We start from the raw sequence: 23,406 nt of genomic DNA on the forward strand, positions 1-23,406 counted from the left end.
ACCACCGGAACAGCAGTACCGAGCAGGGCACAGGGGAGAGGGAAGCAAGAGGTCATGAGCGTGGTTTTGGATGTCGTCTACATCGCGCTGATGTGCTTCCTCATCGTGCTGATCTTCCGACTGGTCATGGACTACGTCTTCCAGTTCGCCCGCTCATGGCAACCCGGCAAGGCGATGGTGGTCGTTCTGGAGGCCACTTACACTGTCACCGATCCACCGCTCAAGCTTCTGCGGCGGGTCATTCCGCCGCTGCGTCTCGGGGGCGTGGCGCTCGACCTGTCCTTCTTCGTACTGATGATCATCGTCTACATCCTGATCACACTCGTGCGGAACGTGATGTGAACGATGTGACAGATACGTCTTGCCGACTGCCGACGACTACGTTGAGGTGAAGAGATGCCGTTGACCCCCGAGGACGTGCGGAACAAGCAGTTCACGACCGTCCGCCTCCGAGAAGGCTATGACGAGGACGAGGTCGATGCCTTCCTCGATGAGGTCGAAGCCGAACTGACCCGCCTGCTCCGTGAGAACGAGGACCTGCGCGCCAAACTGGCCGCGGCCACGCGCGCTGCTGCGCAGAACCAGCAGAACATGCGCAAGCCTCCGGAGCAGCAGCAGGATCAGCAGCAACAGCAGCAGCAGGGTATGCGCGGTCCGGGTGGTCCCGTCCCCGCCGGCATATCGGGCCCGCCGCAGCAGCAGATGGGTGGCCCCATGGGTGGTCCGCCCCAGCTGCCGAGCGGTGCCCCGCAGCTGCCCGCCGGTCCCGGCGGTCAGGGTGGACCCCAGGGTCCCGGCCCGATGGGCCAGGGGCCGGGTCCGATGGGCCAGCCCCCGATGCAGCAGCAGATGGGCGGCCCCATGGGCGGCCCCGGCCCGATGGGCGGTCCGATGGGCGGCCCCGGTCAGGGAGGTCCCGGTGGCGACAGCGCCGCCCGTGTCCTCTCGCTGGCCCAGCAGACCGCCGACCAGGCGATCGCCGAGGCGCGTTCCGAGGCCAACAAGATCGTCGGCGAGGCGCGTTCGCGTGCCGAGGGTCTGGAGCGTGACGCCCGTGCCAAGGCCGACGCCCTGGAGCGGGACGCGCAGGAGAAGCACCGCGTCGCGATGGGCTCCCTGGAGTCCGCCCGCGCCACGCTGGAGCGCAAGGTCGAGGACCTGCGCGGCTTCGAGCGCGAGTACCGCACGCGCCTGAAGTCCTACCTGGAGTCGCAGCTGCGCCAGCTGGAGACCCAGGCCGACGACTCGCTGGCTCCGCCGCGCACTCCGGCGGCCGCGTCCCTCCCGCCGTCCCCGGCACCTTCTATGGCTCCGGCCGGCGCGAGCGCTCCGTCCTACGGCGGTGGCAACCAGACGATGGGCGGCGCTCCCTCGCAGTCCGGCCCGTCCTACGGCGGCCAGCAGCAGATGTCGCCGGCGATGACCCAGCCGATGGCGCCGGTGCGTCCGCAGGGCCCGTCGCCGATGGGCCAGGCGCCCTCGCCCATGCGGGGCTTCCTGATCGACGAGGATGACAACTGACGGCCTGATGGCCAGTAGTACGGCACAGACGTCGGCAGCGTTCAGGGCGAGGCCCCGGGTGACCACCCGGGGCCTCGCCCTTTTGCCACGCGCGTTCGTGCCCGCTGCCACGCGCGTTCGTGCCCGCGCAGACGCGTTCGTGCGCACACAGTCGCGGTCGGGCGCACGCAACGCCGAAGGCCCGGTCCCGCCAAGATCTTTGGCGGGACCGGGCCTTCGGGCTGTTCGGCCTGAGTGTTACGCCTTGCGCAGGCGGAACGTCAGGGACAGGCCTTCGTCGGTGAAGGGCTCGCCGTAGGTGTCGTCCGCCTCGCCCTGGGCGAAGTCCGTGGCCAGGACCTCGTCGGCGATCAGGCCGGCGTGGTCGGTGAGGGCCTCGACCGTCGACCGGTCCGTGGCCGTCCAGCGCAGTGCGATGCGGTCGGCCACGTCGAGGCCGCTGTTCTTGCGGGCCTCCTGGATCAGGCGGATCGCGTCACGGGCCAGGCCCGCCCGGCGGAGCTCCTCGGTGATTTCCAGGTCCAGCGCGACCGTCGCACCCGAGTCGGAGGCCACCGACCAGCCCTCGCGCGGGGTCTCCGTGATGATGACCTCGTCGGGAGCCAGCGTGATGGTCTCGCCGTCGACCTCGACCGACGCCGTGCCCTCGCGCAGGGCCAGGGACAGGGCGGCCGCGTCCGCGTTCGCCACGGCCTTGGCCACGTCCTGGACGCGCTTGCCGAACCGCTTGCCGAGCGCACGGAAGTTGGCCTTCGCCGTGGTGTCGACCAGGCTGCCGCCGACCTCGCTCAGCGTCGCCAGGGACTCGACGTTCAGCTCCTCCGTGATCTGCGTGCGCAGTTCGGTGCCCAGCGCCTCGAAGCCCGTCGCCGCGATCAGCGCGCGGGACAGCGGCTGACGCGTCTTGACGCCCGACTCCGCGCGCGTGGCACGCCCCAGCTCCACCAGGCGGCGCACCAGCACCATCTGCCTCGACAGCTCCGGGTCGATGGCGGTGAGGTCCGCCTTCGGCCAGGAGGACAGGTGGACCGACTCGGGGGCGCCCGGGGTGACGGGGACGATCAGGTCCTGCCAGACCCGCTCGGCGATGAACGGGGTCAGCGGGGCCATCAGCTGGGTGACCGTCTCGACGACCTCGTGCAGCGTGCGCAGGGCCGCCTTGTCGCCCTGCCAGAAGCGGCGACGGGAGCGGCGCACGTACCAGTTCGACAGGTCGTCGACGAACGCGGACAGCAGCTTGCCGGCGCGCTGGGTGTCGTAGGCGTCCAGCGCCTGGGTGACCTGGTCGGTGAGCGCGTGCAGTTCGGACAGCAGCCAGCGGTCCAGGACCGGGCGGTCGGCCGGGGCCGGGTCGGCCTCGGACGGGGCCCAGTTGGACGTACGGGCGTAGAGGGCCTGGAAGGCGACCGTGTTCCAGTACGTCAGGAGCGTCTTGCGGACGACCTCCTGGATCGTGCCGTGGCCCACGCGACGGGCCGCCCACGGGGAGCCGCCGGCCGCCATGAACCAGCGGACCGCGTCGGCGCCGTGCCGGTCCATGAGCGGGATCGGCTCCAGGGTGTTGCCCAGGTGCTTGGACATCTTGCGGCCGTCCTCGGCCAGGATGTGCCCGAGGCAGACCACGTTCTCGTACGACGACTTGTCGAAGACGAGCGTGCCGACGGCCATCAGCGTGTAGAACCAGCCGCGGGTCTGGTCGATGGCCTCGCAGATGAACTGCGCCGGGTAACGGGCCTCGAACAGCTCCTTGTTCTTGTACGGGTAGCCCCACTGCGCGAACGGCATCGAACCCGAGTCGTACCAGGCGTCGATCACCTCGGGCACGCGCGTGGCCGTCTTGCCGCAACCGCCCTGCGGGCAGGCGAAGGTGACCTCGTCGATGAACGGGCGGTGCGGGTCCAGGCCCGACTGGTCCGTGCCGGTCAGCTCGGACAGTTCCGCCAGGGATCCGGCGCAGGTGAGGTGGTCGTCCTCGCAGCGCCAGATCGGCAGCGGGGTGCCCCAGTAGCGGTTGCGGGACAGGGCCCAGTCGATGTTGTTGTTCAGCCAGTCGCCGTAGCGGCCGTGCTTGACCGTGTCCGGGAACCAGTTGGTGCCCTCGTTCTCCGCGAGGAGGCGGTCCTTGAGCTCGGTGGTGCGGATGTACCAGGAGGGCTGCGCGTAGTAGAGGAGCGCGGTGTGGCAGCGCCAGCAGTGCGGGTAGCTGTGCTCGTACGGGATGTGCTTGAAGAGCAGGCCTCGGTTGTCGAGGTCCTCGGTGAGCTTCTCGTCGGCCTTCTTGAAGAAGACGCCGCCGACGAGGGGGACGTCCTCCTCGAAGGTGCCGTCCGGGCGGACCGGGTTCACGACCGGCAGGCCGTAGGAGCGGCAGACCTTGAGGTCGTCCTCACCGAAGGCGGGGGACTGGTGCACCAGACCCGTGCCGTCCTCGGTGGTGACGTACTCGGCGTTGACCACGAAGTGGGCCGCCTCGGGGCTGTGACCATTGGTTCCCTCGCTGACGCTCGGGAACTCCACCAGCTCGAACGGGCGCTGGTACGTCCAGCGCTCCATCTCGGCGCCCGTGAAGGACTGGCCGGTGGTCTCCCAGCCCTCGCCGAGGGCCTTGGCGAGGAGCGGCTCGGCGACGACCAGCTTCTCCGAACCTTCCGGGCCCTTCGTCGCGACGACGTAGGTGACCTCGGGGTGCGCGGCGACCGCCGTGTTGGAGACCAGGGTCCAGGGCGTGGTCGTCCACACCAGGAGGGCGGCCTCGCCGGCGAGCGGGCCGGAGGTGAGCGGGAAGCGGACGAAGACCGACGGGTCGACGACCGTCTCGTAGCCCTGCGCCAGCTCGTGGTCGGACAGGCCCGTGCCGCAGCGGGGGCACCAGGGGGCGACGCGGTGGTCCTGGACCAGCAGGCCCTTGTTGAAGATCTCCTTCAGCGACCACCAGACGGACTCGATGTACTCGGGGTCCATCGTGCGGTACGGGTCCTGGAGGTCGGTCCAGTAGCCCATGCGCGTCGTGAGCGCCTCGAAGGCGTCCGTGTGCCGGGTCACCGACTCGCGGCACTTCGCGTTGAACTCCGCGATGCCGTACGCCTCGATGTCCTGCTTGCCGGAGAAGCCGAGCTCCTTCTCGACGGCGAGCTCGACCGGGAGACCGTGGCAGTCCCAGCCGGCCTTGCGGGCCACGTGGTAGCCGCGCATGGTCCGGAAGCGGGGGAAGACGTCCTTGAAGACGCGCGCCTCGATGTGGTGGGCACCGGGCATGCCGTTGGCGGTGGGCGGGCCCTCGTAGAACACCCACTCGGGGCGGCCCTCGGACTGCTCCAGGCTCTTGGCGAAGATCTTCTGCTCGCGCCAGAAGTCGAGCACGGCGTGCTCGAGGGCGGGCAGGTCGACCTGGGCGGGTACCTGGCGATACGTCGGCGATGTCATCAGCGGGCTTCCTCCGGCGGACTTGCTGCCTTCCGTCCGGAGGGACGAGAGCTACGTCTGCCTGCGCCGTCTCTTCGGCGCGCTCCCGCGGTACCACCCTCCTTGGCCCTCCGGCACGGGGTGTGCGCCGGCGAGCCCCCTCATTGGGGTCGCGATGCCGGGTCTACCGGCCGTGGGGCCCGTGGGCGGAGCCCACTGTCCACGGCGTTCTTCCGGCGGCTCCGGGGTGATCTTCACGTCGCGCTCGCCCCCGGGCTTCCACCGTCCCCGGGTCGCTCTGGGCTGCGTACGCCGCTACTCGTCCCCATCCACGCTTTTCGCTCCGCCCAGTGTACGGCGCCGGGCGAACGGCGGCCGACCGGTTTTCGGGGCGGGTGGGGGTGGAGTGTCCCGTGGGGTGCGGTGTTCGTGCCAGGTGGGGTGCGATATGGGTTTGATGACCCGAATGGCACGGTATAGGTGTTCGGATCCTGGGACGTCCGGCTCGGCGGATTACCGCGCGGGGAGCTGGGCACAACGGATGCAGGTCGCCGCGCGGCGTGCGCGAGGCGGGCGAATCGGGCGGTGTGCCCCGTTGCCGCGGGACTCGAGTCGATTTATCGTCCCAGCACGATTCGCGAGCAAGGTCACAATGTGTGAAGGGGCCGCGGCCATGGTGGCGAAGAAGACCGCCGTACAGCAGCCGGCGTCCGGCAGGTCCGCGGAGGCCTCCGGCGGCGCGGCCAAGGACGTGGGCGGGAAGAAGTCCACGCAGGGGGGCCCGGCGCGGCGGTCGGCGAAGGAGGGCGGGAGGAAGGCCGCGGCCGGGACGAAGGCGACCGAGAAGAAGACGACCGAGAAGAAGACGACGGCCAGGAAGGCCGTGACCAGGAAGGCCGTGGCGAAGGGGGCCGGCACCGAGGGCGTCGCGGCCGAGGGGGCTGTGGCTGAGAGGGCCGCGGCCGAGAAGGACGCGGTCGAGAAGGCGGCGACCAAGGCGGCGGTCCGATCGGCACCGGCCAGATCGGCACCGGCCCGATCTGCGTCGGCCGGGAAGGCCAGGGCCGAGGCGCCGGCGGGGAAGGCATCGCCCCGGGCTTCGGCGGAGAGGGCGGCACCGGCCAGGGCATCGGCCAGGACTGCGAGGGAGAGGTCACCGGCCAAGGCATCGGTCAAGGCTTCGGCGGAAAGGTCACCGGCCGACCCTTCGGCGGAGAAGGCACCGAAGGCCAAGACCAAGGCCACGGCGGAGAAGGCCACGGCGGACAAGGCGCCGACGCCCACAGCATCGGCCAAGGCCTCGGCACACAAGACCTCGGCACACAAGGCATCGGCCGAAGCGCCGGTGGAGGCAGCTCCGGCCGCCGCGAACGCCGCCGGGAAGAAGGCCGCGGCCAGGAAGACCTCCCCGGCCGGCAAGGCCACCGGTGAGAAGCCCGCGGCCAAGAAGGCGGCCGGCAAGCGGACCGCCGCCAAGAGGACCCCGGCCGAGAAGGTCGCCGGAGGCAAGAGCACCACCAGGAGCGCGGCCGGCAAGGGCGCTGCCCGGACCGGCGCGGTCACACAGGACACGGCCGCGAGCAGCACGGCCAAGAAGGCGGGTGCGGCCGAGGCCGCCCGGCAGACGGGAGCGACGACGGTGGTTGCTAAGAAGACTCCTGGCACGGCCACGGCGGCGAAGACCGCCGTTCCGAAGGCGCGGATCGCCGCGGCGGAGCCCGGTGAGCTGGCGGTACGCCCGGGCGAGGACCCCTGGACGGAGGAGGAGGTCGAGGAGGCCCGGTCCGAGCTGACGTCCGAGGAGAGCCGGCTGCGCGAGGAGATCACGTCGTCGGAGCGGTCGCTGGCCGGTCTGATGCGGGACTCCGGGGACGGCGCGGGCGACGACCAGGCGGACACCGGCACCAAGAACATCACCCGCGAGCACGAGCTGGCCCTGGCCGCCAACGCGCGGGAGATGCTCATCCAGACCGAGCGCGCCCTGGAACGCCTGCACGCGGGCACCTACGGCCTGTGCGAGAACTGCGGCAACGCCATCGGCAAGGCCCGCATGCAGGCCTTCCCCCGGGCCACACTCTGCGTGGAGTGCAAGCAGAAGCAGGAGCGCCGGTACTGACCGGCCCCACCGACCGGCCGCCGAATGCCTCCTGAGCACGTGCGACGTACGGGGCGTGTCGTACCCTCGTCCTCAGTCAGGCACCTAGGTTGAGGGACTCACGTGGCAGAGGCGGAGCGCATCATCGGTACGCCGGACACACCGGACGCGGCCGGGGGCGGCAAGGAGCGGCCCGACTCCGAGGGCACCCCGGCGGCCGGCGAGCCCGGGCCCGGCCCGGCGGCCGCGGCGGGAGCGTCCGGTACCGGCGAGGCGGAGGCCGCTGCCGCACCGCCCCGGGGCAGGCGCCGGATCGCGGTGCTGTTCGCCGTCGCCGCGTTCGCCTACGCCCTCGACCTGATCAGCAAGCTGATCGTGGTGGCCGAGCTGGAGCACCACCCGCCCATCGAGATCGTCGGAGACTGGCTGAAGTTCGAGGCGATCCGCAACGCGGGCGCGGCCTTCGGCTTCGGCGAGGCCTTCACCGTGATCTTCACCATGATCGCGGCGGCGGTGATCGTGGTGATCGCCCGTCTCGCCCGCAAGCTGTACAGCCTGCCCTGGGCGATCGCGCTCGGCCTGCTGCTCGGCGGTGCGCTGGGCAACCTCACCGACCGGATCTTCCGGGCGCCGGGCGTCTTCGAGGGCGCGGTCGTGGACTTCATCGCGCCCAAGCACTTCGCCGTCTTCAACCTGGCCGACTCGGCGATCGTGTGCGGCGGCATCCTGATCGTGCTGCTGTCCTTCCGGGGCCTCGACCCGGACGGGACCGTCCACAAGGACTGAGCGCGCGTACAGCCCCGTCGTAGCCGTCCGGCATACTCGACGGGTGAGCACGCTTCCCGAGATCCGTACCCTGCCCGTGCCCGACGGCCTGGAGGGCGAGCGCGTCGACGCCGCCATCTCCCGCATGTTCGGCTTCTCCCGTACCAAGGCGGCCGAGCTCGCCGCCGCGGGGAAGGTCACGGTCGACGGGTCGGTGGTCGGCAAGTCGGAGCGCGTGCACGGCGGCGCCTGGCTGGAGGTCGAGATGCCGCAGGCGCCCGCGCCGGTGCAGGTCGTGGCCGAGCCGGTCGAGGGCATGGAGATCGTGCACGACGACGATGACGTGGTCGTGATCGTCAAGCCCGTCGGCGTCGCCGCGCACCCGTCGCCGGGCTGGACCGGGCCGACCGTCATCGGAGGCCTGGCCGCCGCCGGGTACCGGATCTCCACCTCCGGCGCCGCCGAGCGCCAGGGCATCGTGCACCGGCTCGACGTGGGCACCTCGGGCCTCATGGTGGTCGCCAAGTCGGAGCGCGCCTACACCTCGCTCAAGCGCCAGTTCAAGGAGCGCACGGTCGACAAGCGCTACCACACGCTCGTCCAGGGCCACCCCGACCCGACCAGCGGCACCATCGACGCGCCCATCGGCCGCCACCCCCAGCACGACTACAAGTGGGCCGTCACCGCCGAGGGCAAGCCGTCCGTCACGCACTACGACCTCATCGAGGCGTTCCGCGCGGCCTCCCTGCTCGACGTGAAGCTGGAGACCGGCCGCACGCACCAGATCCGCGTCCACATGGCCGCCCACCGGCACCCCTGCGTCGGCGACCTCACCTACGGCGCCGACCCGACGCTCGCCAAGCGCCTCGGCCTGACCCGGCAGTGGCTGCACGCGGTGCGGCTCGGCTTCGAGCACCCCGGGGACGGGCAGTGGGCGGAGTTCTCCTGCGGCTACCCGGAGGACCTGCAGAAGGCCCTGGACCAGGTCCGCGAGGAGACGTACGCGTGAAGGCCCCGTACCTGGTGCGGGTCGCCGAGGACCCTGCCGACCGCGAGGCGTGCTTCGCGGTGCGCAAGGAGGTCTTCGTCGGCGAGCAGGGCGTGCCGGAGGATCTGGAGTACGACGCGTACGACGCCGGCGCGGTCCATGTGCTGGCGGTACGGGAGGACGGTGTGCCGCTCGGGACCGGGCGGCTGCTGCACGGGGAGGCGGCCGTGGCGCAGACCGGCGCCGACCCCGCCGTGGGCTCCCTCGGCCGGCTCGCCGTGACGGGTGCCGCGCGCGGGCTCGGTGTCGGTGTCGCCCTGGTGCGGGCCATCGAGGACGCGGCACGCGCGCGCGGTCTCGCGGCCGTCGACCTGCACGCGCAGACGCACGCGCTGGGCTTCTACCAGCGGCTCGGCTATGAGCCGTACGGGCCCGAGTACTTGGAGGCGGGCATTCCGCACCAGGGGATGCGGCGTTCGCTTTAGCCCCTCATGGCGGGTGCCGAAGCGGTTTGTCCCGGGAGTTGCGTGGCAGGCTTGAGGTCAGTCGTGTGAACATCTGACCTTCCGGAGCGCTGACCGTGGATCAGTTGGCCCTGCTGTTCGTGCTGCTGCTCGGGGCCGTGATCAGTGTCCCCATGGGTGACCGGTTCAAGGTGCCCGCGCCGGTGCTGATGACGCTCCTGGGGATAGTCCTCGCGCTGCTGCCGTTCGTACCGAACGTCGAGATCCCGCCGGACCTGATCCTGCCGCTGCTGTTGCCGCCCCTGCTGTACGCCGCCGTGCGGCGCACGTCCTGGCGGCAGTTCACGGCGAATCTGAGGCCGATCTTCCTGCTGGCCGTGGCCCTGGTGTTCGTCACCATGGCCTGTGTGGCCGCCGTGGCCGACGCGATCGTGCCGGGGCTGCCGCTCGCCGCGGCCTTCGCGCTGGGCGCGCTGGTGGCGCCGCCGGATCCGGTCGCGGCGACGGCCGTGGCCGGGCAGCTGGGCCTGCCGCGCCGGCTGGTGTCGATCCTGGAGGGCGAGGGGCTGTTCAACGACGTCACGGCCATCGTCCTCTACCACGTGGCGATCGCCGCCGCCGTCAGCGGGACCTTCTCGCCCTGGAAGGCCGGGCTCGATCTGGTGCTGTCGGCCGTGGTGGCGGTGGCCGTGGGCCTCGCGCTGGGCTGGGGCGCGAACAAGCTGATGGAAGTGCTCGGTGACGCGACCCTGCAGATCGGGCTGACCCTGCTGGTGCCCTACGCGTCCTACGTCATGGCCGAGGAACTGCACGGATCCGGTGTGCTCGCCGTGCTCACCACCGCGCTGTTCCTCGCGGAGTACGGCTCCGACGCCGACGACGTCATGACCCGGCTGGCCGGGCATACCTTCTGGAACATCGTCGACACGCTCGTCACCGGCGTCGCGTTCGGACTGGTCGGCCTCGAACTGCACAACGCGATCCGCACGGCCTCCGGGCGCTGGGGCGAGCTGCTCTGGTGGGCGGCGGTCGTGGTGGTCGTGGTCGTCTTCGCGCGGCTGCTGTGGCTGCTGCCGGCGACCTGGCTGACCAAACGGCTGCACGCCCGGCGGGACTACGACGAGGACATCCCGGTGAGCTGGCGCGAGACCGTGGTGATGTGGTGGTCGGGGATGCGCGGGGTGGCCTCGGTCGCGCTGGTGCTGGCGATCCCGCTGGAGACCGACACGGGTGCGCCGTTCCCCAGCCGGGACGAGATCATCTTCATCGCGTTCGGCGTGATCATGGCGACGCTGGTGCTCCAGGGGCTCACCTTGCCGTGGCTGGTGCGGCGGCTCGGTGTGAAGGCCGACACGGACCGGGAGAAGGAGTTGGCGAAGGCGCTGGCGATCCGGGCGGCCAAGGCGGCGAAGCAGAGGCTGCGGGAGATCGAGGAGAACGAGGAGCTGCCGGAGGAGCTGTCCGAGCAGATGATGCGGCGCGCCTACGACATCGGTGTGCGGATCAGTCCCGAACTCGCGGAGGACGAGCGGCGGGAGGCGTACCGGGAGGGCGCCCGGCGGGTGAAGCGGTTGCGGCGGATCCAGCAGGAGATGCTGAGCGCGGCGCGGCACGAGGTGCTGGCGGCGCGCAGCGAGCCGGGGGCGGATCCCGAGGTGGTCGACCGGGTTCTGCGGCACCTCGACGTGCGCAGCCTGCGATGAGGCCGGTGGCAGCGGCCGCGCCGGTTTGACCTCGGGCGGTCGGGGCGTCGTAGGGTCGTTCGTATGGCACGAAATGTGGTAATCAGTGGTGGAGGAACGGGAATTGGGCTCGCGGCGGCTCGGGTCTTCGCCGCCGGCGGGGACCGGGTCCTGCTGCTCGGGCGGCGCGCCGACATGCTGGAGAAGGCCGAGGTGCCCGGCGCGCTGACGTACGCGGCCGATCTCGCCGAGCCGGAGGACGTGCGCGGTGTCGCTGCCTTCGTGGAGCGGGAGTTGGGGGCCGTGGACGTGCTCGTGCACAGCGCCGGGGGCAGCGGGCTGCTCGAACCGGACGCCCCGGACGGCGACCCGCTCGCGGCGGTCGCGCACACCTGGAGCGTGAACTTCCGGCTCAACACCCTCACTGCGGTCCTGCTCACCGAGGCGCTGAAGCCGCGGCTCGCCGAGCCCGGCGGCCGGGTGCTGTTCCTCGGTTCCATCGCCGCCTACCGGGGGTCCGGGAGCGGGGCGTACGCGGCGGCCAAGGCGGGGCTGCACCCGTACGCCCATGATCTGGCCCGGGAGCTGGGGCCGCGTGGCATCACCGTGAACGTGGTCGCGCCCGGGTACATCGAGGACACCGAGTTCTTCGGGGACGCGATGGCCGAGGAGCGGCGGGCACGGCTCATCGGCGAGACCTCGAACGGGCGGGCCGGGACCCCGGGGGACGTCGCCGAGACGCTGCACTGGCTGGCCTCCCCGGCCGCCGGGCACATCACCTCGCAGATCATCCAGGTCAACGGCGGCGCCGAGCGCGGCCACTGAACCGCCGGACGGCAGGAGGGCTCCCCGCGGCGCGGGGAGCCCTCCTGCCGTCCGAGCGTGTGGTCACCGCTCCGGCCGTCCCGAGTTGTGGTTGCCGTGGTAGCGGCGCTGCTGCGCCGGCACCCCGTCCTGGGACGGACGGTGGCCGTTGCCGTTGCCGTTGCGGGACGGCGGCAGGATTGCGTCCGCCGTGTTGACCCGGGGCAGGGCGTACGGATGCTCGTCGGCCAGCCAGCCGAGCATCTGCTCGCGCACCGCGACCCGCACCGTCCAGATGTCGTCCGCGTCCTTGGCCGTCACCAGGGCCCGCACCTGCATGGTGCTCGGGGTGCTGTCCGTGACGGACAGGTTGTAGGCGCGCCCGTCCCAGGCCGGGCACTCGCGCAGGATGTCGCGGAGCTTCTCGCGCATCGCCTCCACAGGGGCGGAGTGATCGACGTGCCAGAAGACGATGCCCGTCATCTGCGGGGTGCCGCGCGACCAGTTCTCGAACGGCTTGGACGTGAAGTACGACACCGGCATGGTGATGCGGCGCTCGTCCCAGGTGTGGACGGTCAGGAAGGTCAGGGTGATCTCCTCGACCGTGCCCCACTCGCCGTCCACCACCACGGTGTCGCCGATGCGCACCATGTCGCCGAAGGCGATCTGGAACCCCGCGAACATGTTGCTCAGGGTGGACTGGGCGGCGACACCGGCGACGATGCCGAGGATTCCGGCCGAGGCCAGCAGCGAGGCGCCCGCCGCCCGGAACGCCGGGAACGTCAGCAGCATCGTCGCCGCGGCCACCACGCCGACGATCGCGGACACCACCCGCATGATCAGTGTCACCTGGGTGCGCACCCGGCGGACCCTGGCCGGGTCGCGGTGGGCCCGGGCATTGGCGTACCGGCTGTACGAGGTCTCGACGATCGCGGCAGCGATACGGATCACCAGCCAGGCGGCCGACCCGATCAGTACCAGGGTCAGCGTCCGGCCGATGGCCTCGTCGCGGCTCGGAAGCAGTTCCGCCTCGTCGTACGACCCTCTCAGCAGGGCCGCGAAAAGGACCAGCATGTAGGGAATGCGGCCACGGCGGAGCAGGCCCCACAGCGGGGTCTCGTGGTGTCGTTCGTCGGCCTTGCGCAGCAGGAAGTCGGTGGCCCAGCCGATCACCAGCGTGAGCACGACCGAGCCACCGACCACGATCAGCGGTCGTAGCAGGTTCTCCATGCCCCCGAACCTAACCGGCTCCCGGGGTGCATGAACATGTGACTTCCGCTGCGTCGGGGGTAGTGCCGTGATCCCGGCTCGTCACACCCGGCTGGCACCATGGCCTCATGAACATCATGCTTTTTCACTCGACCTTCGGGCTGCGGCCCGCGGTGCTCCAGGCCGCTGACCGGCTGCGCTCGGCCGGACACGAGGTGTGGACGCCCGACCTCTTCGAGGGGCGCACGTTCGAGTCGGTCGAGGAGGGCATGGAGCACAAGGAGAAGATCGGCAAGGAGGAGCTGCTGAAGCGGGCCGTGCTGGCCGCCGCCCCCTACTCCGAGCGCGGGCTGGTGTACGCCGGGTTCTCGCTCGGCGCCTCCATCGCCCAGACCCTCGCCCTCGGTGACGACAAGGCCCGCGGCCTGCTGCTCCTGCACGGCACGTCGGACATCGCGCCGGACGTCATGGCGGACGACCTGCCGGTCCAGCTGCACGTGGCGGAGCCGGACCCCTTCGAGACGGACGACTGGCTCAGCGCCTGGTACCTCCAGATGGGCCGCACCGGCGCCGACGTCGAGGTGTACCGCTACGCCGGGGCCGGCCACCTCTACACCGACCCCGACCTGCCCGACTACGACGAAGAGGCCGCCGAGGCCACCTGGCGGGTGGCACTCGGCTTCCTCGAGACCCTGTAGAGGGCTACACCGGGTCGTAGGTGCGCTCGACCTTCTGCGTACCGCTGCGGGTACGGTACGAGCGGGACCACTTCGCCGAGGCGTCGCGCTTCGCGCGGTCGGAGATGACGTAGAAGTCCATCTGCGCGCGCTCGGCCGTGATGTCCAGGACGCCGTAGCCGTGGCGGTCGGTGTCGACCCAGTGGACATGGCGGTTGGCGGCGCGGATGACCGGCGAGGCGACCGCGGAGACCGTGCCCTCCGGGACCTTGACGATGTCGTCGAGGTTGTCGGAGGTGACCGACGTGACGACGAACTCCGTGGCGGCCGACGGGGACAGCGGATACGTACCGGCGTCCACCGGCACGTCGTTGGCCCAGGCCATGTGGATGTCGCCGGTGAGGAAGACGGTGTTGCGGATCGCGTTCGTGCGCAGGTGCGCCAGGATCTCGCGGCGGTCGTCGGTGTAACCGTCCCACTGGTCGGTGTTGAGGGCCAGGCCCTCCTGCGGCAGGCCCAGCAGCTTGGCCAGCGGCTTGAGCAGATCGGCGGAGAGCGAGCCGACGGCGAACGGCGAGATCATCACCGAGTTGCCGACCAGCCGCCAGGTGGTGTCGGACGCCTTCAGCCCCGCCTTGAGCCAGTCCAGTTGCGCGCGGCCGGTGAGCGTGCGGTCCAGGTCGTCGACCTCTCCGTTGCCGACCTTGACCTGCTGCGAACGGAAGGAGCGCAGGTCAAGCAGCGAGAGGTCGGCCAGCTTGCCGAAGCGCAGCCGGCGGTAGGTGGTGCCCGCGATCGCCGGGCGTACCGGCATCCACTCGAAGTAGGCCTGCTTGGCGGCGGCCTGGCGGGCGGACCAGGCGCCCTCCGCGCCCTCGGTGTGGTTCTCGGCTCCGCCCGACCAGGCGTCGTTGGCGAACTCGTGGTCGTCCCAGATCGCGACGACCGGGGCCGTGGCGTGCAGCGCCTGGAGGTCCGGGTCGGTCTTGTAACGGGCGTGCCGGATGCGGTAGTCGGCGAGCGTGACGATCTCGTGGGCCGGGGCGTGCGGGCGGACGACCTTGTCGCGGGTGCCGTACTCGCCGTTGCCGTACTCGTAGATGTAGTCGCCGAGATGCAGCCAGGCGTCCAGGTCGCCGCGGGCCGCGAGGTGGCGGTACGGGGAGAAGTAGCCGGCCTCCCAGTTCGCGCAGGAGACCACGCCGAAACGGAGGCCGGGGACGGCGGCGTCGGCCGCCGGCGCGGTGCGGGTGCGCGCCGCCTGGGAGTCGGTGCCGCCGGCCGAGAAGCGGAACCAGTAGTCGGTGGCCGGCCGCAGGCCGCGGATGTCGGCCTTCACGGTGTGGTCCGAGGCCGCCGTCGCGGTCGTGGAGCCCTTGGCGACGATGCTGCTGAACGCCTTGTCCTGGGCGACGACCCAGCTCACCTCGGTGTCGGGGCCGACTCCGGAGCCGGGTATCGCCTCCGGGACCGGGGTGACGCGGGTCCACAGCAGGATGCCGTCGGGCAGCGGGTCGCCGGAGGCGACGCCGTGCAGGAAGGCGGGGGCCTGGTCGACGGCGCGCGCCGGCAGGGTCGCCGCCAGCGGCCCGGCCAGGACAGCGGTCGCCGCCGCGGCCTTGACGACCGTACGGCGGCGCGGGGCGAGGGAGTTGAGGCCCTCGGACGTATTCGATGATCTGTATCGACTGGTCACGGCGCATCAGGTTACTGATCGGTACGCCATGCGCGCGAGTGAACTCCCAAATGTGCCCCTTGTTTGGCTGGGGTTCCCGAGAAATCCAGATCGACATCGAGCCAGGTACCCCTTCCGGACGATGATCCGGGTGCCGTCGGGGTGGCCGTCCAGGTCGAGCATGCCGGCCGGCTCGGCAACCCCGGCTGAGCCGCGCAGGGATCCGTCCTGACCCAGGGCCCGGGAGCCAGACCTGCTGGGGCGGGGACCGGATCGCGCGGGGACCGCACGTGGGCCCGGGGTCCAGTCGGCCCTGCCGGATTCCGCCTTTCCGCGCCCCGCCCATCACAACGAAGCGCCCCCCTCGGCCTTGTTGAAGGAATTCCGAGGGGGGCGTTTCAAGCAATCGCGGAACTGGCCGGACGTCAGCCGATTCGGGCGCCGGTCAGCAGTGCTTCACCGTGCCCGACTTGAGAGCCAGGTGTCCACTGTAGATCCATCCCTCGCTCACGCGGGTCCACTGGTTGCCGTACTGGTTGGTGATGAAGCACCAGGCGTTCAGGTCGTGGCCCGGCGCCATGCTCCTCACCGCCGTGCACTTCGACGAGGGCTCGTTGTAGGCCTTCGCGCCGCCCACGACCACGACAACCCCGTTGGATATGTTCTTCGCCGACACATGATCGCAGGCTGCAGCAGCCGCCGTGCCCGCGGTCGCCACGTTCAGTGCGATGCCGCTCATGGTCAGCGCGGTTGCTCCCAGTGCAGCCGCCAGCTTCTTGTGGAACCCCATGTGTACCCCTCGTGGTCTTACCAAGGTCATCTTGCGATCCTTGATTCAACTGGCAGTCGATGGAGCCAACCACAGGGTTTCCGGAAAACATCTGGCCGAAATGTTGCCGGGCGGGAGCTGGATGGCGGACACATCGGGTGACGATGGAGCGTGTTGTGTCCCGGGCCGGAAGCCGGCCCGGGACACTTCCCATTTCCGTGGGCTGTGGAACTAGGAGTTGAGAGCCTTCTGTATTGCGGTATTGAAGTCGGGAACCGACATGGGGGTGGTCTTGCCGTCGCTGCCGGTGACCTTCTTTCCGTCCATGACCAGCGAGGGTGTGCCCTGGAAGTCGTACTTGGCGCCGTCGGCGTCGAACTTCTTGCTCATGACCAGCGCCCACTTGTCGTAGGTGCCGTCCTTCACGGCCGTCTGGAACTTCTTGTTGCCCTTCAGGCCGTCGACAGAATTCGCCACCTCGATCAGGTAGTCGTCATCCTTGAACTTGTCCTCTGTCTCTTCGGGGTGGTACTTCGTCGAGTACAGCGCGGTCTTGTACTTGAGGAAGGCCTCGGGGCTGACGTCCAGGGCGGCACCCAGCGCGCTGAGTGCGTTCTTGGAGCCCACTCCCGGAACGTTGTTGTCGATGAACGTCGCGCCGACGAACTGGATCTTGTACTTGCCGTCCTCGACGTCCTTGTCCACGGTCGAGCCGACGGTCTGCTCGAACTGCGCACAGGCCGGGCAGCGCGGGTCCTCGTACATGACCAGGGTCTTCTTGGCGCTGTCCTTGCCGACGACGACCGTGGTGCCGTCCTTGCCCGTGCTGTGGGCCGGCTTGACGAGCTTGGCGTTCTTCGCGGCCTCCCAGCCATCGGGCTTGTTGGCCTGGACGATCGCGTAACCGACGCCGCCCGCCGCCGCCAGGACGCCGACGATCGAGCAGGCGACGACGACCTGCCGCTTGGTCTTCGCCCGCTTGGCCTCGCGCTCACGCTCGATGCGCAGCCGCTCGCGGGCCGCCGTCTTCGCAGCCTGGGTGTTCCGCTTGCTCATGGTGATGTTCTCCGTGGGGGACGCGCACACCTGTGTGTGCGGGATACGTAGGGGGACTGCCGGTGCTCGAAAGGGCCGCAGGGGGCACGGAGCCTGCCGCGAGGGCGAGTGCCTCGTAAAGGCGAGTGCCTCAGGCGAAGGCGGGTGAGCACGGCGGTCCACGCCGTCCCAGGGAGTAGGTGAGGACCCGGTCGCGGGCGCTGGGCGTACGGTCCGCCGCGCGCGACGACGGCCGGCGTCCGGAGGGGGCCCGTTCCACGGTCACCGCGGCGACCGCCAGCAGCAGCGGACGGAACGTGGTCGCCGTCACCGCCCGCAGCAGCTGGCCCAGGGCCCGCTCGCCTCGGCGCAGCCAGACGGCCGCGAGGAGCCCGACGCCGATGTGCGCGCCGAGCAGCAGCCAGGCGGTGACGGGCTCGGTGTGGACGACCGCGGCCGCGAGCCGGTCGGTGCCGGTGGCACCGGCCATCCGGGCCAGCGGCGTGCCGACCTCACCCCCGCCGCAGAGCACGTCCAGGCCGACCGAACGCAGGGGGCCGGTGACCGGGCCGCCCGCCGGGCCGTAACAGGCGTGCTGGCCCGTGGTGAACACCGTGTCCGCGGCCAGTTCCAGCGGGATCAGCAGGGCCGCGATCCGTCCGAAGGAGCGCTCCCGGCCCGCCAGGGCGAACGCGATCACGAACACGGCGGTGGCGACCGCGGCCACCGTGCCCACCGGCAGCGGGGCCCGGGACAGCAGGACGTGCGACGCGGTGCTGAGCGTCACGACCACGGCCGTGAACAGCGCCGCGCGCACGGCTCTGAGCTGGATCCCGGATATGTCCATAGCGAAAGGAGAGTCTGTCATGGGGTCCTGTAAGAGACCCCTAAAGGATGCCTGTGAGAGGCCTTTCCGTCACAGGCCCGGAATCCGTCCGTTGCGGAACAGGTCCACGAAAGTCTGGTGGTCGGCACGCGCGCGTGCGCCGTAGGTGTGCGCGAAGTCGACCAGCAGGGGGGCGAAACCCTCCTCGTCGGCCGCGAGCGCCGCGTCGATGGCCCGCTCCGTGGAGAACGGCACCAGGGACTCGCCGGACTGGTCGTCCGCCGCCGAGTGCATCGTGGCCGTCGCCCGGCCGAGGTCGGCCACCACCTGGGCGATCTCCTCCGGGTCGTCGATGTCGCCCCAGTCGAGGTCCACCGCGTACGGCGAGACCTCGGCGACCAGCTGGCCCGCGCCGTCCAGCTCGGTCCAGCCCAGCCACGGGTCGGCGTGCGCCTGGAGGGCGCGCTGGGAGATGACCGTGCGGTGCCCCTCGTGCTGGAAGTACCCGCGGATCGCCTGGTCCGTGATGTGCCGGGAGACCGCCGGGGTCTGGGCCTGCTTGATGTAGATCACGACGTCGTTCTCCAGGGCGTCGCTGTGCCCCTCCAGCAGGATGTTGTACGACGGCAGCCCCGCCGAGCCGATGCCGATGCCGCGCCGGCCGACGACGTCCTTCACGCGGTAGGAGTCCGGACGCGTCAGCGAGCTGTCCGGGAGCGTCTCCAGGTAGCCGTCGAAGGCGGCGAGGACCTTGTAGCGCGTGGCCGCGTCCAGCTCGACGGAGCCGCCTCCCGAGGCGAAGCGGCGCTCGAAGTCGCGGATCTCCGTCATCGAGTCCAGCAGGCCGAAGCGGGTCAGCGAGCGGGCGTCACGCAACGCGTCCAGCAGCGGACCCTGCGCCGTGTCCAGGGTGAACGGCGGCACCTCGTCGCTCTTCGCGCCCGTCGCCAGGGCGTGGATCCGCTCGCGGTAGGCGACCGCGTAGATCGTCACCAGCTCGGAGATCTGCTCGTCGCTGAGCGCCTTCGCGTAGCCGATCAGCGCGATGGAGGCCGCCAGGCGCTTGAGGTCCCAGGTGAAGGGGCCGACGTAGGCCTCGTCGAAGTCGTTGACGTTGAAGATCAGGCGGCCGTTGGCGTCCATGTACGTGCCGAAGTTCTCCGCGTGGAGATCGCCGTGGATCCACACGCGCGAGGTGCGCTCGTCCAGGTACGGTCCGCCCCGCTTCGACCCGAACTGATCAGACACAGTCAGGTCGTGGTAGAAGAGGCCCGCCGTCCCCCGGTAGAAGGCGAAGGCCGAGGCCGCCATCTTGCGGAACTTCACGCGGAACGCGGCCGGGTCGGCGGCCAGGAGCTCGCCGAAGGCGGTGTCGAAGACGGCGAGGATCTCCTCACCGCGGTGCTCGCCGTCGAGCTGCGGGAACGACATCGCTGGGTGCCTCCTGGTGCATGCGTTTCGGGGCGGCAGGTCCGCCCTGAGGCCTAACGTGCGGCGGCCCGCGGGAGTGCCCGCGAACCCTCGCACGAAGGTACGCGGGTCGGCCCTCCGGGTGTCAGTGCCGAGGCATAGACTTCGACGCTGCCCCCAGACTGTCCGCAGCCTGCCGGGCCCCATGTGTCGTATGTTTCCTCTGGAGGCCGCAGCCGTGTCAAAGCCGCCGTTCACGCACCTGCACGTCCACACCCAGTACTCGCTGCTGGACGGTGCCGCGCGGCTGAAGGACATGTTCAACGCGTGCAACGAGATGGGCATGACGCACATCGCCATGTCCGACCACGGCAACCTCCACGGCGCGTACGACTTCTTCCACACGGCCCAGAAGGCCGGTGTGACCCCGATCATCGGGATCGAGGCCTATGTCGCGCCCGAGTCCCGGCGCAACAAGCGCAAGATCCAGTGGGGCCAGCCGCACCAGAAGCGGGACGACGTCTCCGGTTCCGGTGGGTACACCCACAAGACGATGTGGGCGGTGAACAGCACCGGCCTGCACAACATCTTCCGGCTGTCCTCCGACGCGTACGCCGAGGGCTGGCTGCAGAAGTGGCCCCGGATGGACAAGGAGACCATCTCCCAGTGGTCCGAGGGGATCGTCGCCTCCACCGGCTGCCCCTCCGGCGAGGTCCAGACCCGGCTGCGCCTGGGCCACTTCGACGAGGCGCTCAAGGCCGCCGCCGACTACCAGGACATCTTCGGCAAGGACCGCTACTTCCTGGAGCTGATGGACCACGGCATCGAGATCGAGCACCGGGTCCGCGACGGCCTCCTGGAGATCGGCAAGAAGCTCGGCATCCCCCCGCTGGTCACCAACGACTCGCACTACACGTACGCGCACGAGGCGAGCGCCCACGACGCCCTGCTGTGCATCCAGACCGGCAAGAACCTCTCCGACCCCGACCGCTTCAGGTTCGACGGCACCGGCTACTACCTGAAGTCCACGGACGAGATGTACGCCATCGACTCCTCGGACGCCTGGCAGGAGGGCTGCGCCAACACCCGCCTGATCGCCGAGATGGTCGACACCACGGGCATGTTCGAAAAGCGCGACCTCATGCCCAAGTTCGACATCCCGGAGGGGTACACGGAGGTCAGCTGGTTCCGCGAGGAGACCCTGCGCGGCATGAACCGCCGCTTCCCGGACGGCATCCCGGACGACCGCATGAAGCAGGTCGAGTACGAGATGGACACCATCATCTCGATGGGCTTCCCGGGCTACTTCCTCGTGGTCGCCGACTTCATCATGTGGGCCAAGAAGCAGGGCATCGCGGTCGGCCCCGGCCGAGGCTCGGCGGCCGGCTCGATCGTCGCCTACGCCCTCGGCATCACCGACCTCGACCCCATCCCGCACGGCCTGATCTTCGAGCGGTTCCTCAACCCCGAGCGCATCTCCATGCCCGACGTCGACATCGACTTCGACGAGCGCCGGCGCGTCGAGGTGATCCGGTACGTGACGGAGAAGTACGGCGCCGACAAGGTCGCCATGATCGGCACGTACGGCACCATCAAGGCCAAGAACGCGATCAAGGACTCCGCGCGCGTGCTGGGCTACCCGTACGCGATGGGCGACCGCCTCACCAAGGCCATGCCCGCCGACGTCCTCGGCAAGGGCATCAACCTCGACGGCATCACCAACCCCGAGCACCCCCGCTACTCGGAGGCGGGCGAGATCCGGGCGATGTACGAGAACGAGCCGGACGTGAAGAAGGTCATCGACACCGCCAAGGGCGTCGAGGGCCTGGTCCGGCAGATGGGCGTGCACGCCGCCGGCGTGATCATGTCCAGCGAGACCATCACCGACCACGTGCCCGTCTGGGTCAGGCACACGGACAAGGTCACCATCACCCAGTGGGACTACCCGAGCTGCGAGTCGCTCGGCCTGCTGAAGATGGACTTCCTCGGCCTGCGCAACCTGACGATCATGGACGACGCCGTCAAGATGGTGAAGTCCAACAAGGGGGTCGACATCGACCTCCTGAGCCTTCCGCTCGACGACCCCACGACCTTCGAACTGCTCCAGCGCGGCGACACCCTCGGCGTCTTCCAGTTCGACGGCGGCCCCATGCGCTCCCTGCTCCGGCTGATGAAGCCGGACAACTTCGAAGACATCTCCGCCGTGTCGGCCCTGTACCGCCCGGGCCCCATGGGCATGAACTCCCACACGAACTACGCGCTGCGCAAGAACGGCCAGCAGGACATCACGCCCATCCACCCCGAGCTGGAGGAGCCTCTCAAGGAGGTCCTGGACGTCACCTACGGCCTGATCGTCTACCAGGAGCAGGTGCAGAAGGCCGCCCAGATCATCGCCGGCTACTCGCTCGGCGAGGCCGACATCCTCCGCCGCGTGATGGGCAAGAAGAAGCCCGAGGAGCTGGCGAAGAACTTCGTCCTCTTCCAGGAGGGCGCCCGCAAGAAGGGCTTCAGCGACGAGGCCATCCAGGGCCTGTGGGACGTGCTGGTCCCCTTCGCCGGCTACGCGTTCAACAAGGCGCACTCCGCCGCCTACGGACTCGTCTCGTACTGGACGGCCTACCTCAAGGCGAACCACCCCGCCGAGTACATGGCCGCGCTGCTCACGTCCGTGAAGGACGACAAGGACAAGTCGGCCGTCTACCTCAACGAGTGCCGCCGCATGGGCATCAAGGTGCTCCCGCCGGACGTCAACGAGTCGATGTCCAACTTCGCGGCCCAGGGCGACGACGTGATCCTCTTCGGCCTCTCCGCCGTCCGCAACGTCGGTACGAACGTGGTCGAGTCGATCATCAGGTGCCGCAAGGCCAAGGGGAAGTACGTCTCCTTCCCGGACTACCTCGACAAGGTGGAGGCGGTGGTCTGCAACAAGCGCACCACCGAGTCGCTGATCAAGGCCGGCGCCTTCGACGCCATGGGCCACACCCGCAAGGGCCTCACCGCGCACTACGAGCCGATGATCGACAACGTGGTCGCGGTCAAGCGCAAGGAGGCCGAGGGGCAGTTCGACCTCTTCGGCGGCATGGGCGAGGCCGAGACCAGCGAACCGGGCTTCGGACTCGACGTGGAGTTCTCCCCCGACGAGTGGGACAAGACCTATCTGCTCGCCCAGGAGCGGGAGATGCTCGGTCTGTACGTCTCCGACCACCCGCTGTTCGGCCTGGAGCACATCCTGTCCGACAAGGCCGACGCGGGCATCTCCCAGCTGACCGGGGGTGAGCACTCCGACGGGGCGGTCGTCACCATCGGCGGCATCATCTCGGGCCTGCAGCGCAAGATGACCAAACAGGGCAACGCCTGGGCCATCGCCACCGTCGAGGACCTCGCCGGCTCGATCGAGTGCATGTTCTTCCCCGCGACCTACCAGCTGGTCTCGACCCAACTCGTCGAGGACGCCGTGGTGTTCGTCAAGGGCCGCCTCGACAAGCGGGAGGACATCCCGCGGCTCGTGGCGATGGAGCTGATGGTGCCGGACCTGTCGAACGCGGGCACCAACGCGCCGGTGATCCTCACCATCCCGGCCACCCGGGTCACCCCGCCGCTGGTCAGCCGCCTCGGCGAGGTGCTCAGCCACCACAAGGGCGACAGCGAGGTCCGGATCAAGCTCCAGGGGCCGACCAAGACGACCGTGCTGCGGCTTGACCGGCACCGGGTGAAGCCGGACCCGGCGCTCTTCGGCGACCTGAAGGTGCTGCTCGGACCGTCCTGCCTGGCCGGGTGACGCAGGGATCTCGATGCGTTCGAGGGGCGTACCCGGCATCGGGTACGCCCCTCGTGCGTGTGCGTGTCGCGTGGGCTCAACAGCCCGTCACGCAGACGTCAGTTGTGGCCGAAGCTGCGCTTTCGCTTGCCGGACGGTGCCATCTCGCCCGGGGTCACCTCGACCTCGGCCTGGGGCTCCGTCTGCGAGGCGGGGCTGCGGTCCGCCCGCTGACCACGCTCGGTCGGACGCTGCTGCTTACGGTCACGGTTCTTGTTCTTGGCCATGGTGATGCCTCCTGTGGGGGACTAGGGGCCAGGGCCGGGA

Annotated in this window: 17 protein-coding genes and 1 pseudogene; 10 read left to right on the plus strand and 8 right to left on the minus strand. The window is 70.0% G+C overall.

What is annotated here, in order from left to right:
• Positions 1-54 precede the first annotated feature (54 nt).
• Both IE153_RS11950 and IE153_RS11955 read left to right on the plus strand, forming a co-directional pair.
• Positions 55-342, plus strand: coding sequence for a YggT family protein (locus IE153_RS11950; RefSeq protein ID WP_030848238.1), 288 nt, complete (start codon positions 55-57; stop codon positions 340-342).
• Between the two features lie 54 nt (positions 343-396).
• Complete coding sequence (locus tag IE153_RS11955) at positions 397-1,521, plus strand: DivIVA domain-containing protein (protein ID WP_189589697.1); 1,125 nt, start codon at positions 397-399, stop codon at positions 1,519-1,521.
• A gap of 237 nt (positions 1,522-1,758) precedes the next feature.
• Here IE153_RS11955 and ileS read toward each other — a convergent pair whose 3' ends face one another.
• The gene (ileS, locus tag IE153_RS11960; RefSeq protein ID WP_189589698.1) at positions 1,759-4,944 is read right to left on the minus strand and encodes an isoleucine--tRNA ligase; all 3,186 of its coding nucleotides are present in this window, start codon (positions 4,942-4,944) and stop codon (positions 1,759-1,761) included.
• Between the two features lie 652 nt (positions 4,945-5,596).
• Here ileS and IE153_RS41590 point away from each other — a divergent pair.
• The 6 genes from IE153_RS41590 to IE153_RS11990 all read left to right on the plus strand — a co-directional run bounded on the left by IE153_RS41590 (position 5,597) and on the right by IE153_RS11990 (position 11,742).
• A complete protein-coding gene (locus IE153_RS41590) occupies positions 5,597-7,039 on the plus strand; it encodes a TraR/DksA C4-type zinc finger protein (protein WP_229828972.1) in 1,443 nt (480 codons plus the stop codon).
• A 102-nt stretch (positions 7,040-7,141) separates the two neighbouring features.
• Positions 7,142-7,804 carry a signal peptidase II gene (gene lspA, locus IE153_RS11970; protein ID WP_189589699.1) on the plus strand — a complete coding sequence of 221 codons (663 nt, stop codon included), beginning with the start codon at positions 7,142-7,144 and terminating at the stop codon, positions 7,802-7,804.
• Between the two features lie 43 nt (positions 7,805-7,847).
• Positions 7,848-8,792: an RluA family pseudouridine synthase gene (locus IE153_RS11975; RefSeq protein ID WP_189589700.1), complete on the plus strand. Its 945-nt coding sequence runs from the start codon at positions 7,848-7,850 to the stop codon at positions 8,790-8,792.
• Positions 8,789-9,256, plus strand: a complete 468-nt coding sequence (locus IE153_RS11980; protein ID WP_189589701.1) for a GNAT family N-acetyltransferase — start codon at positions 8,789-8,791, stop codon at positions 9,254-9,256. The genes IE153_RS11975 and IE153_RS11980 overlap by 4 nt, the downstream gene beginning before the upstream one ends.
• 95 nt (positions 9,257-9,351) lie before the next feature.
• Positions 9,352-10,938, plus strand: a complete 1,587-nt coding sequence (locus tag IE153_RS11985; RefSeq protein ID WP_189589702.1) for a Na+/H+ antiporter — start codon at positions 9,352-9,354, stop codon at positions 10,936-10,938.
• 63 nt (positions 10,939-11,001) lie between these two features.
• On the plus strand, positions 11,002-11,742 hold the full coding sequence (locus IE153_RS11990; RefSeq protein ID WP_189589703.1) for an SDR family NAD(P)-dependent oxidoreductase: 741 nt from the start codon (positions 11,002-11,004) through the stop codon (positions 11,740-11,742).
• A 63-nt stretch (positions 11,743-11,805) separates the two neighbouring features.
• On the opposite strand, the gene IE153_RS11995 is transcribed toward IE153_RS11990, so the two are convergent.
• Positions 11,806-12,951, minus strand: a complete 1,146-nt coding sequence (locus tag IE153_RS11995) for a mechanosensitive ion channel family protein (protein WP_189589704.1) — start codon at positions 12,949-12,951, stop codon at positions 11,806-11,808.
• Between the two features lie 92 nt (positions 12,952-13,043).
• On the opposite strand from IE153_RS11995, the pseudogene IE153_RS12000 reads away from it, so the two are divergent.
• Positions 13,044-13,628, plus strand: a pseudogene (locus IE153_RS12000) (dienelactone hydrolase family protein); the annotation flags it as partial.
• Between the two features lie 4 nt (positions 13,629-13,632).
• Here the strand turns inward: IE153_RS12000 and IE153_RS12005 are convergent.
• The 5 genes from IE153_RS12005 to IE153_RS12025 all read right to left on the minus strand — a co-directional run bounded on the left by IE153_RS12005 (position 13,633) and on the right by IE153_RS12025 (position 19,343).
• Complete coding sequence (locus IE153_RS12005; RefSeq protein WP_189589706.1) at positions 13,633-15,303, minus strand: alkaline phosphatase D family protein; 1,671 nt, start codon at positions 15,301-15,303, stop codon at positions 13,633-13,635.
• Positions 15,304-15,727: 424 nt separating this feature from the next.
• Positions 15,728-16,072, minus strand: a complete 345-nt coding sequence (locus tag IE153_RS12010; RefSeq protein ID WP_189589707.1) for a hypothetical protein — start codon at positions 16,070-16,072, stop codon at positions 15,728-15,730.
• Positions 16,073-16,282: 210 nt separating this feature from the next.
• Positions 16,283-17,107: a thioredoxin domain-containing protein gene (locus tag IE153_RS12015; protein ID WP_189589708.1), complete on the minus strand. Its 825-nt coding sequence runs from the start codon at positions 17,105-17,107 to the stop codon at positions 16,283-16,285.
• 130 nt (positions 17,108-17,237) lie between these two features.
• Positions 17,238-17,933 (minus strand): hypothetical protein, encoded by a 696-nt coding sequence (locus IE153_RS12020; protein WP_189589709.1) that lies wholly within the window; start codon positions 17,931-17,933, stop codon positions 17,238-17,240.
• Between the two features lie 69 nt (positions 17,934-18,002).
• On the minus strand, positions 18,003-19,343 hold the full coding sequence (locus IE153_RS12025) for a DUF2252 domain-containing protein (RefSeq protein WP_189589710.1): 1,341 nt from the start codon (positions 19,341-19,343) through the stop codon (positions 18,003-18,005).
• A 217-nt stretch (positions 19,344-19,560) separates the two neighbouring features.
• Between IE153_RS12025 and dnaE the strand changes: the two genes are divergently transcribed.
• Positions 19,561-23,100 (plus strand): DNA polymerase III subunit alpha, encoded by a 3,540-nt coding sequence (gene dnaE, locus IE153_RS12030; protein ID WP_189589711.1) that lies wholly within the window; start codon positions 19,561-19,563, stop codon positions 23,098-23,100.
• Between the two features lie 98 nt (positions 23,101-23,198).
• Here dnaE and IE153_RS12035 read toward each other — a convergent pair whose 3' ends face one another.
• Positions 23,199-23,366, minus strand: a complete 168-nt coding sequence (locus IE153_RS12035) for a hypothetical protein (protein WP_097216088.1) — start codon at positions 23,364-23,366, stop codon at positions 23,199-23,201.
• Positions 23,367-23,406 lie beyond the last annotated feature (40 nt).

It is taken from the genome of Streptomyces massasporeus (assembly GCF_014648995.1).
In the GTDB taxonomy this organism is placed as follows: domain Bacteria; phylum Actinomycetota; class Actinomycetes; order Streptomycetales; family Streptomycetaceae; genus Streptomyces; species Streptomyces massasporeus.

Excerpts from the sequence above, each read along its gene's own strand:
- IE153_RS11990 (WP_189589703.1), top strand. The coding sequence starts at position 11,002 with ATGGCACGAAATGTGGTAATCAGTGGTGGAGGAACGGGAATTGGGCTC.
- IE153_RS12010 (WP_189589707.1), bottom strand. The coding sequence starts at position 16,072 with ATGGGGTTCCACAAGAAGCTGGCGGCTGCACTGGGAGCAACCGCGCTG.
- ileS (WP_189589698.1), bottom strand. The coding sequence starts at position 4,944 with ATGACATCGCCGACGTATCGCCAGGTACCCGCCCAGGTCGACCTGCCC.
- IE153_RS12015 (WP_189589708.1), bottom strand. The coding sequence starts at position 17,107 with ATGAGCAAGCGGAACACCCAGGCTGCGAAGACGGCGGCCCGCGAGCGG.
- IE153_RS11955 (WP_189589697.1), top strand. The coding sequence starts at position 397 with ATGCCGTTGACCCCCGAGGACGTGCGGAACAAGCAGTTCACGACCGTC.
- IE153_RS12020 (WP_189589709.1), bottom strand. The coding sequence starts at position 17,933 with ATGGACATATCCGGGATCCAGCTCAGAGCCGTGCGCGCGGCGCTGTTC.
- IE153_RS12025 (WP_189589710.1), bottom strand. The coding sequence starts at position 19,343 with ATGTCGTTCCCGCAGCTCGACGGCGAGCACCGCGGTGAGGAGATCCTC.
- IE153_RS41590 (WP_229828972.1), top strand. The coding sequence starts at position 5,597 with ATGGTGGCGAAGAAGACCGCCGTACAGCAGCCGGCGTCCGGCAGGTCC.
- IE153_RS11995 (WP_189589704.1), bottom strand. The coding sequence starts at position 12,951 with ATGGAGAACCTGCTACGACCGCTGATCGTGGTCGGTGGCTCGGTCGTG.
- IE153_RS12035 (WP_097216088.1), bottom strand. The coding sequence starts at position 23,366 with ATGGCCAAGAACAAGAACCGTGACCGTAAGCAGCAGCGTCCGACCGAG.
- IE153_RS11950 (WP_030848238.1), top strand. The coding sequence starts at position 55 with ATGAGCGTGGTTTTGGATGTCGTCTACATCGCGCTGATGTGCTTCCTC.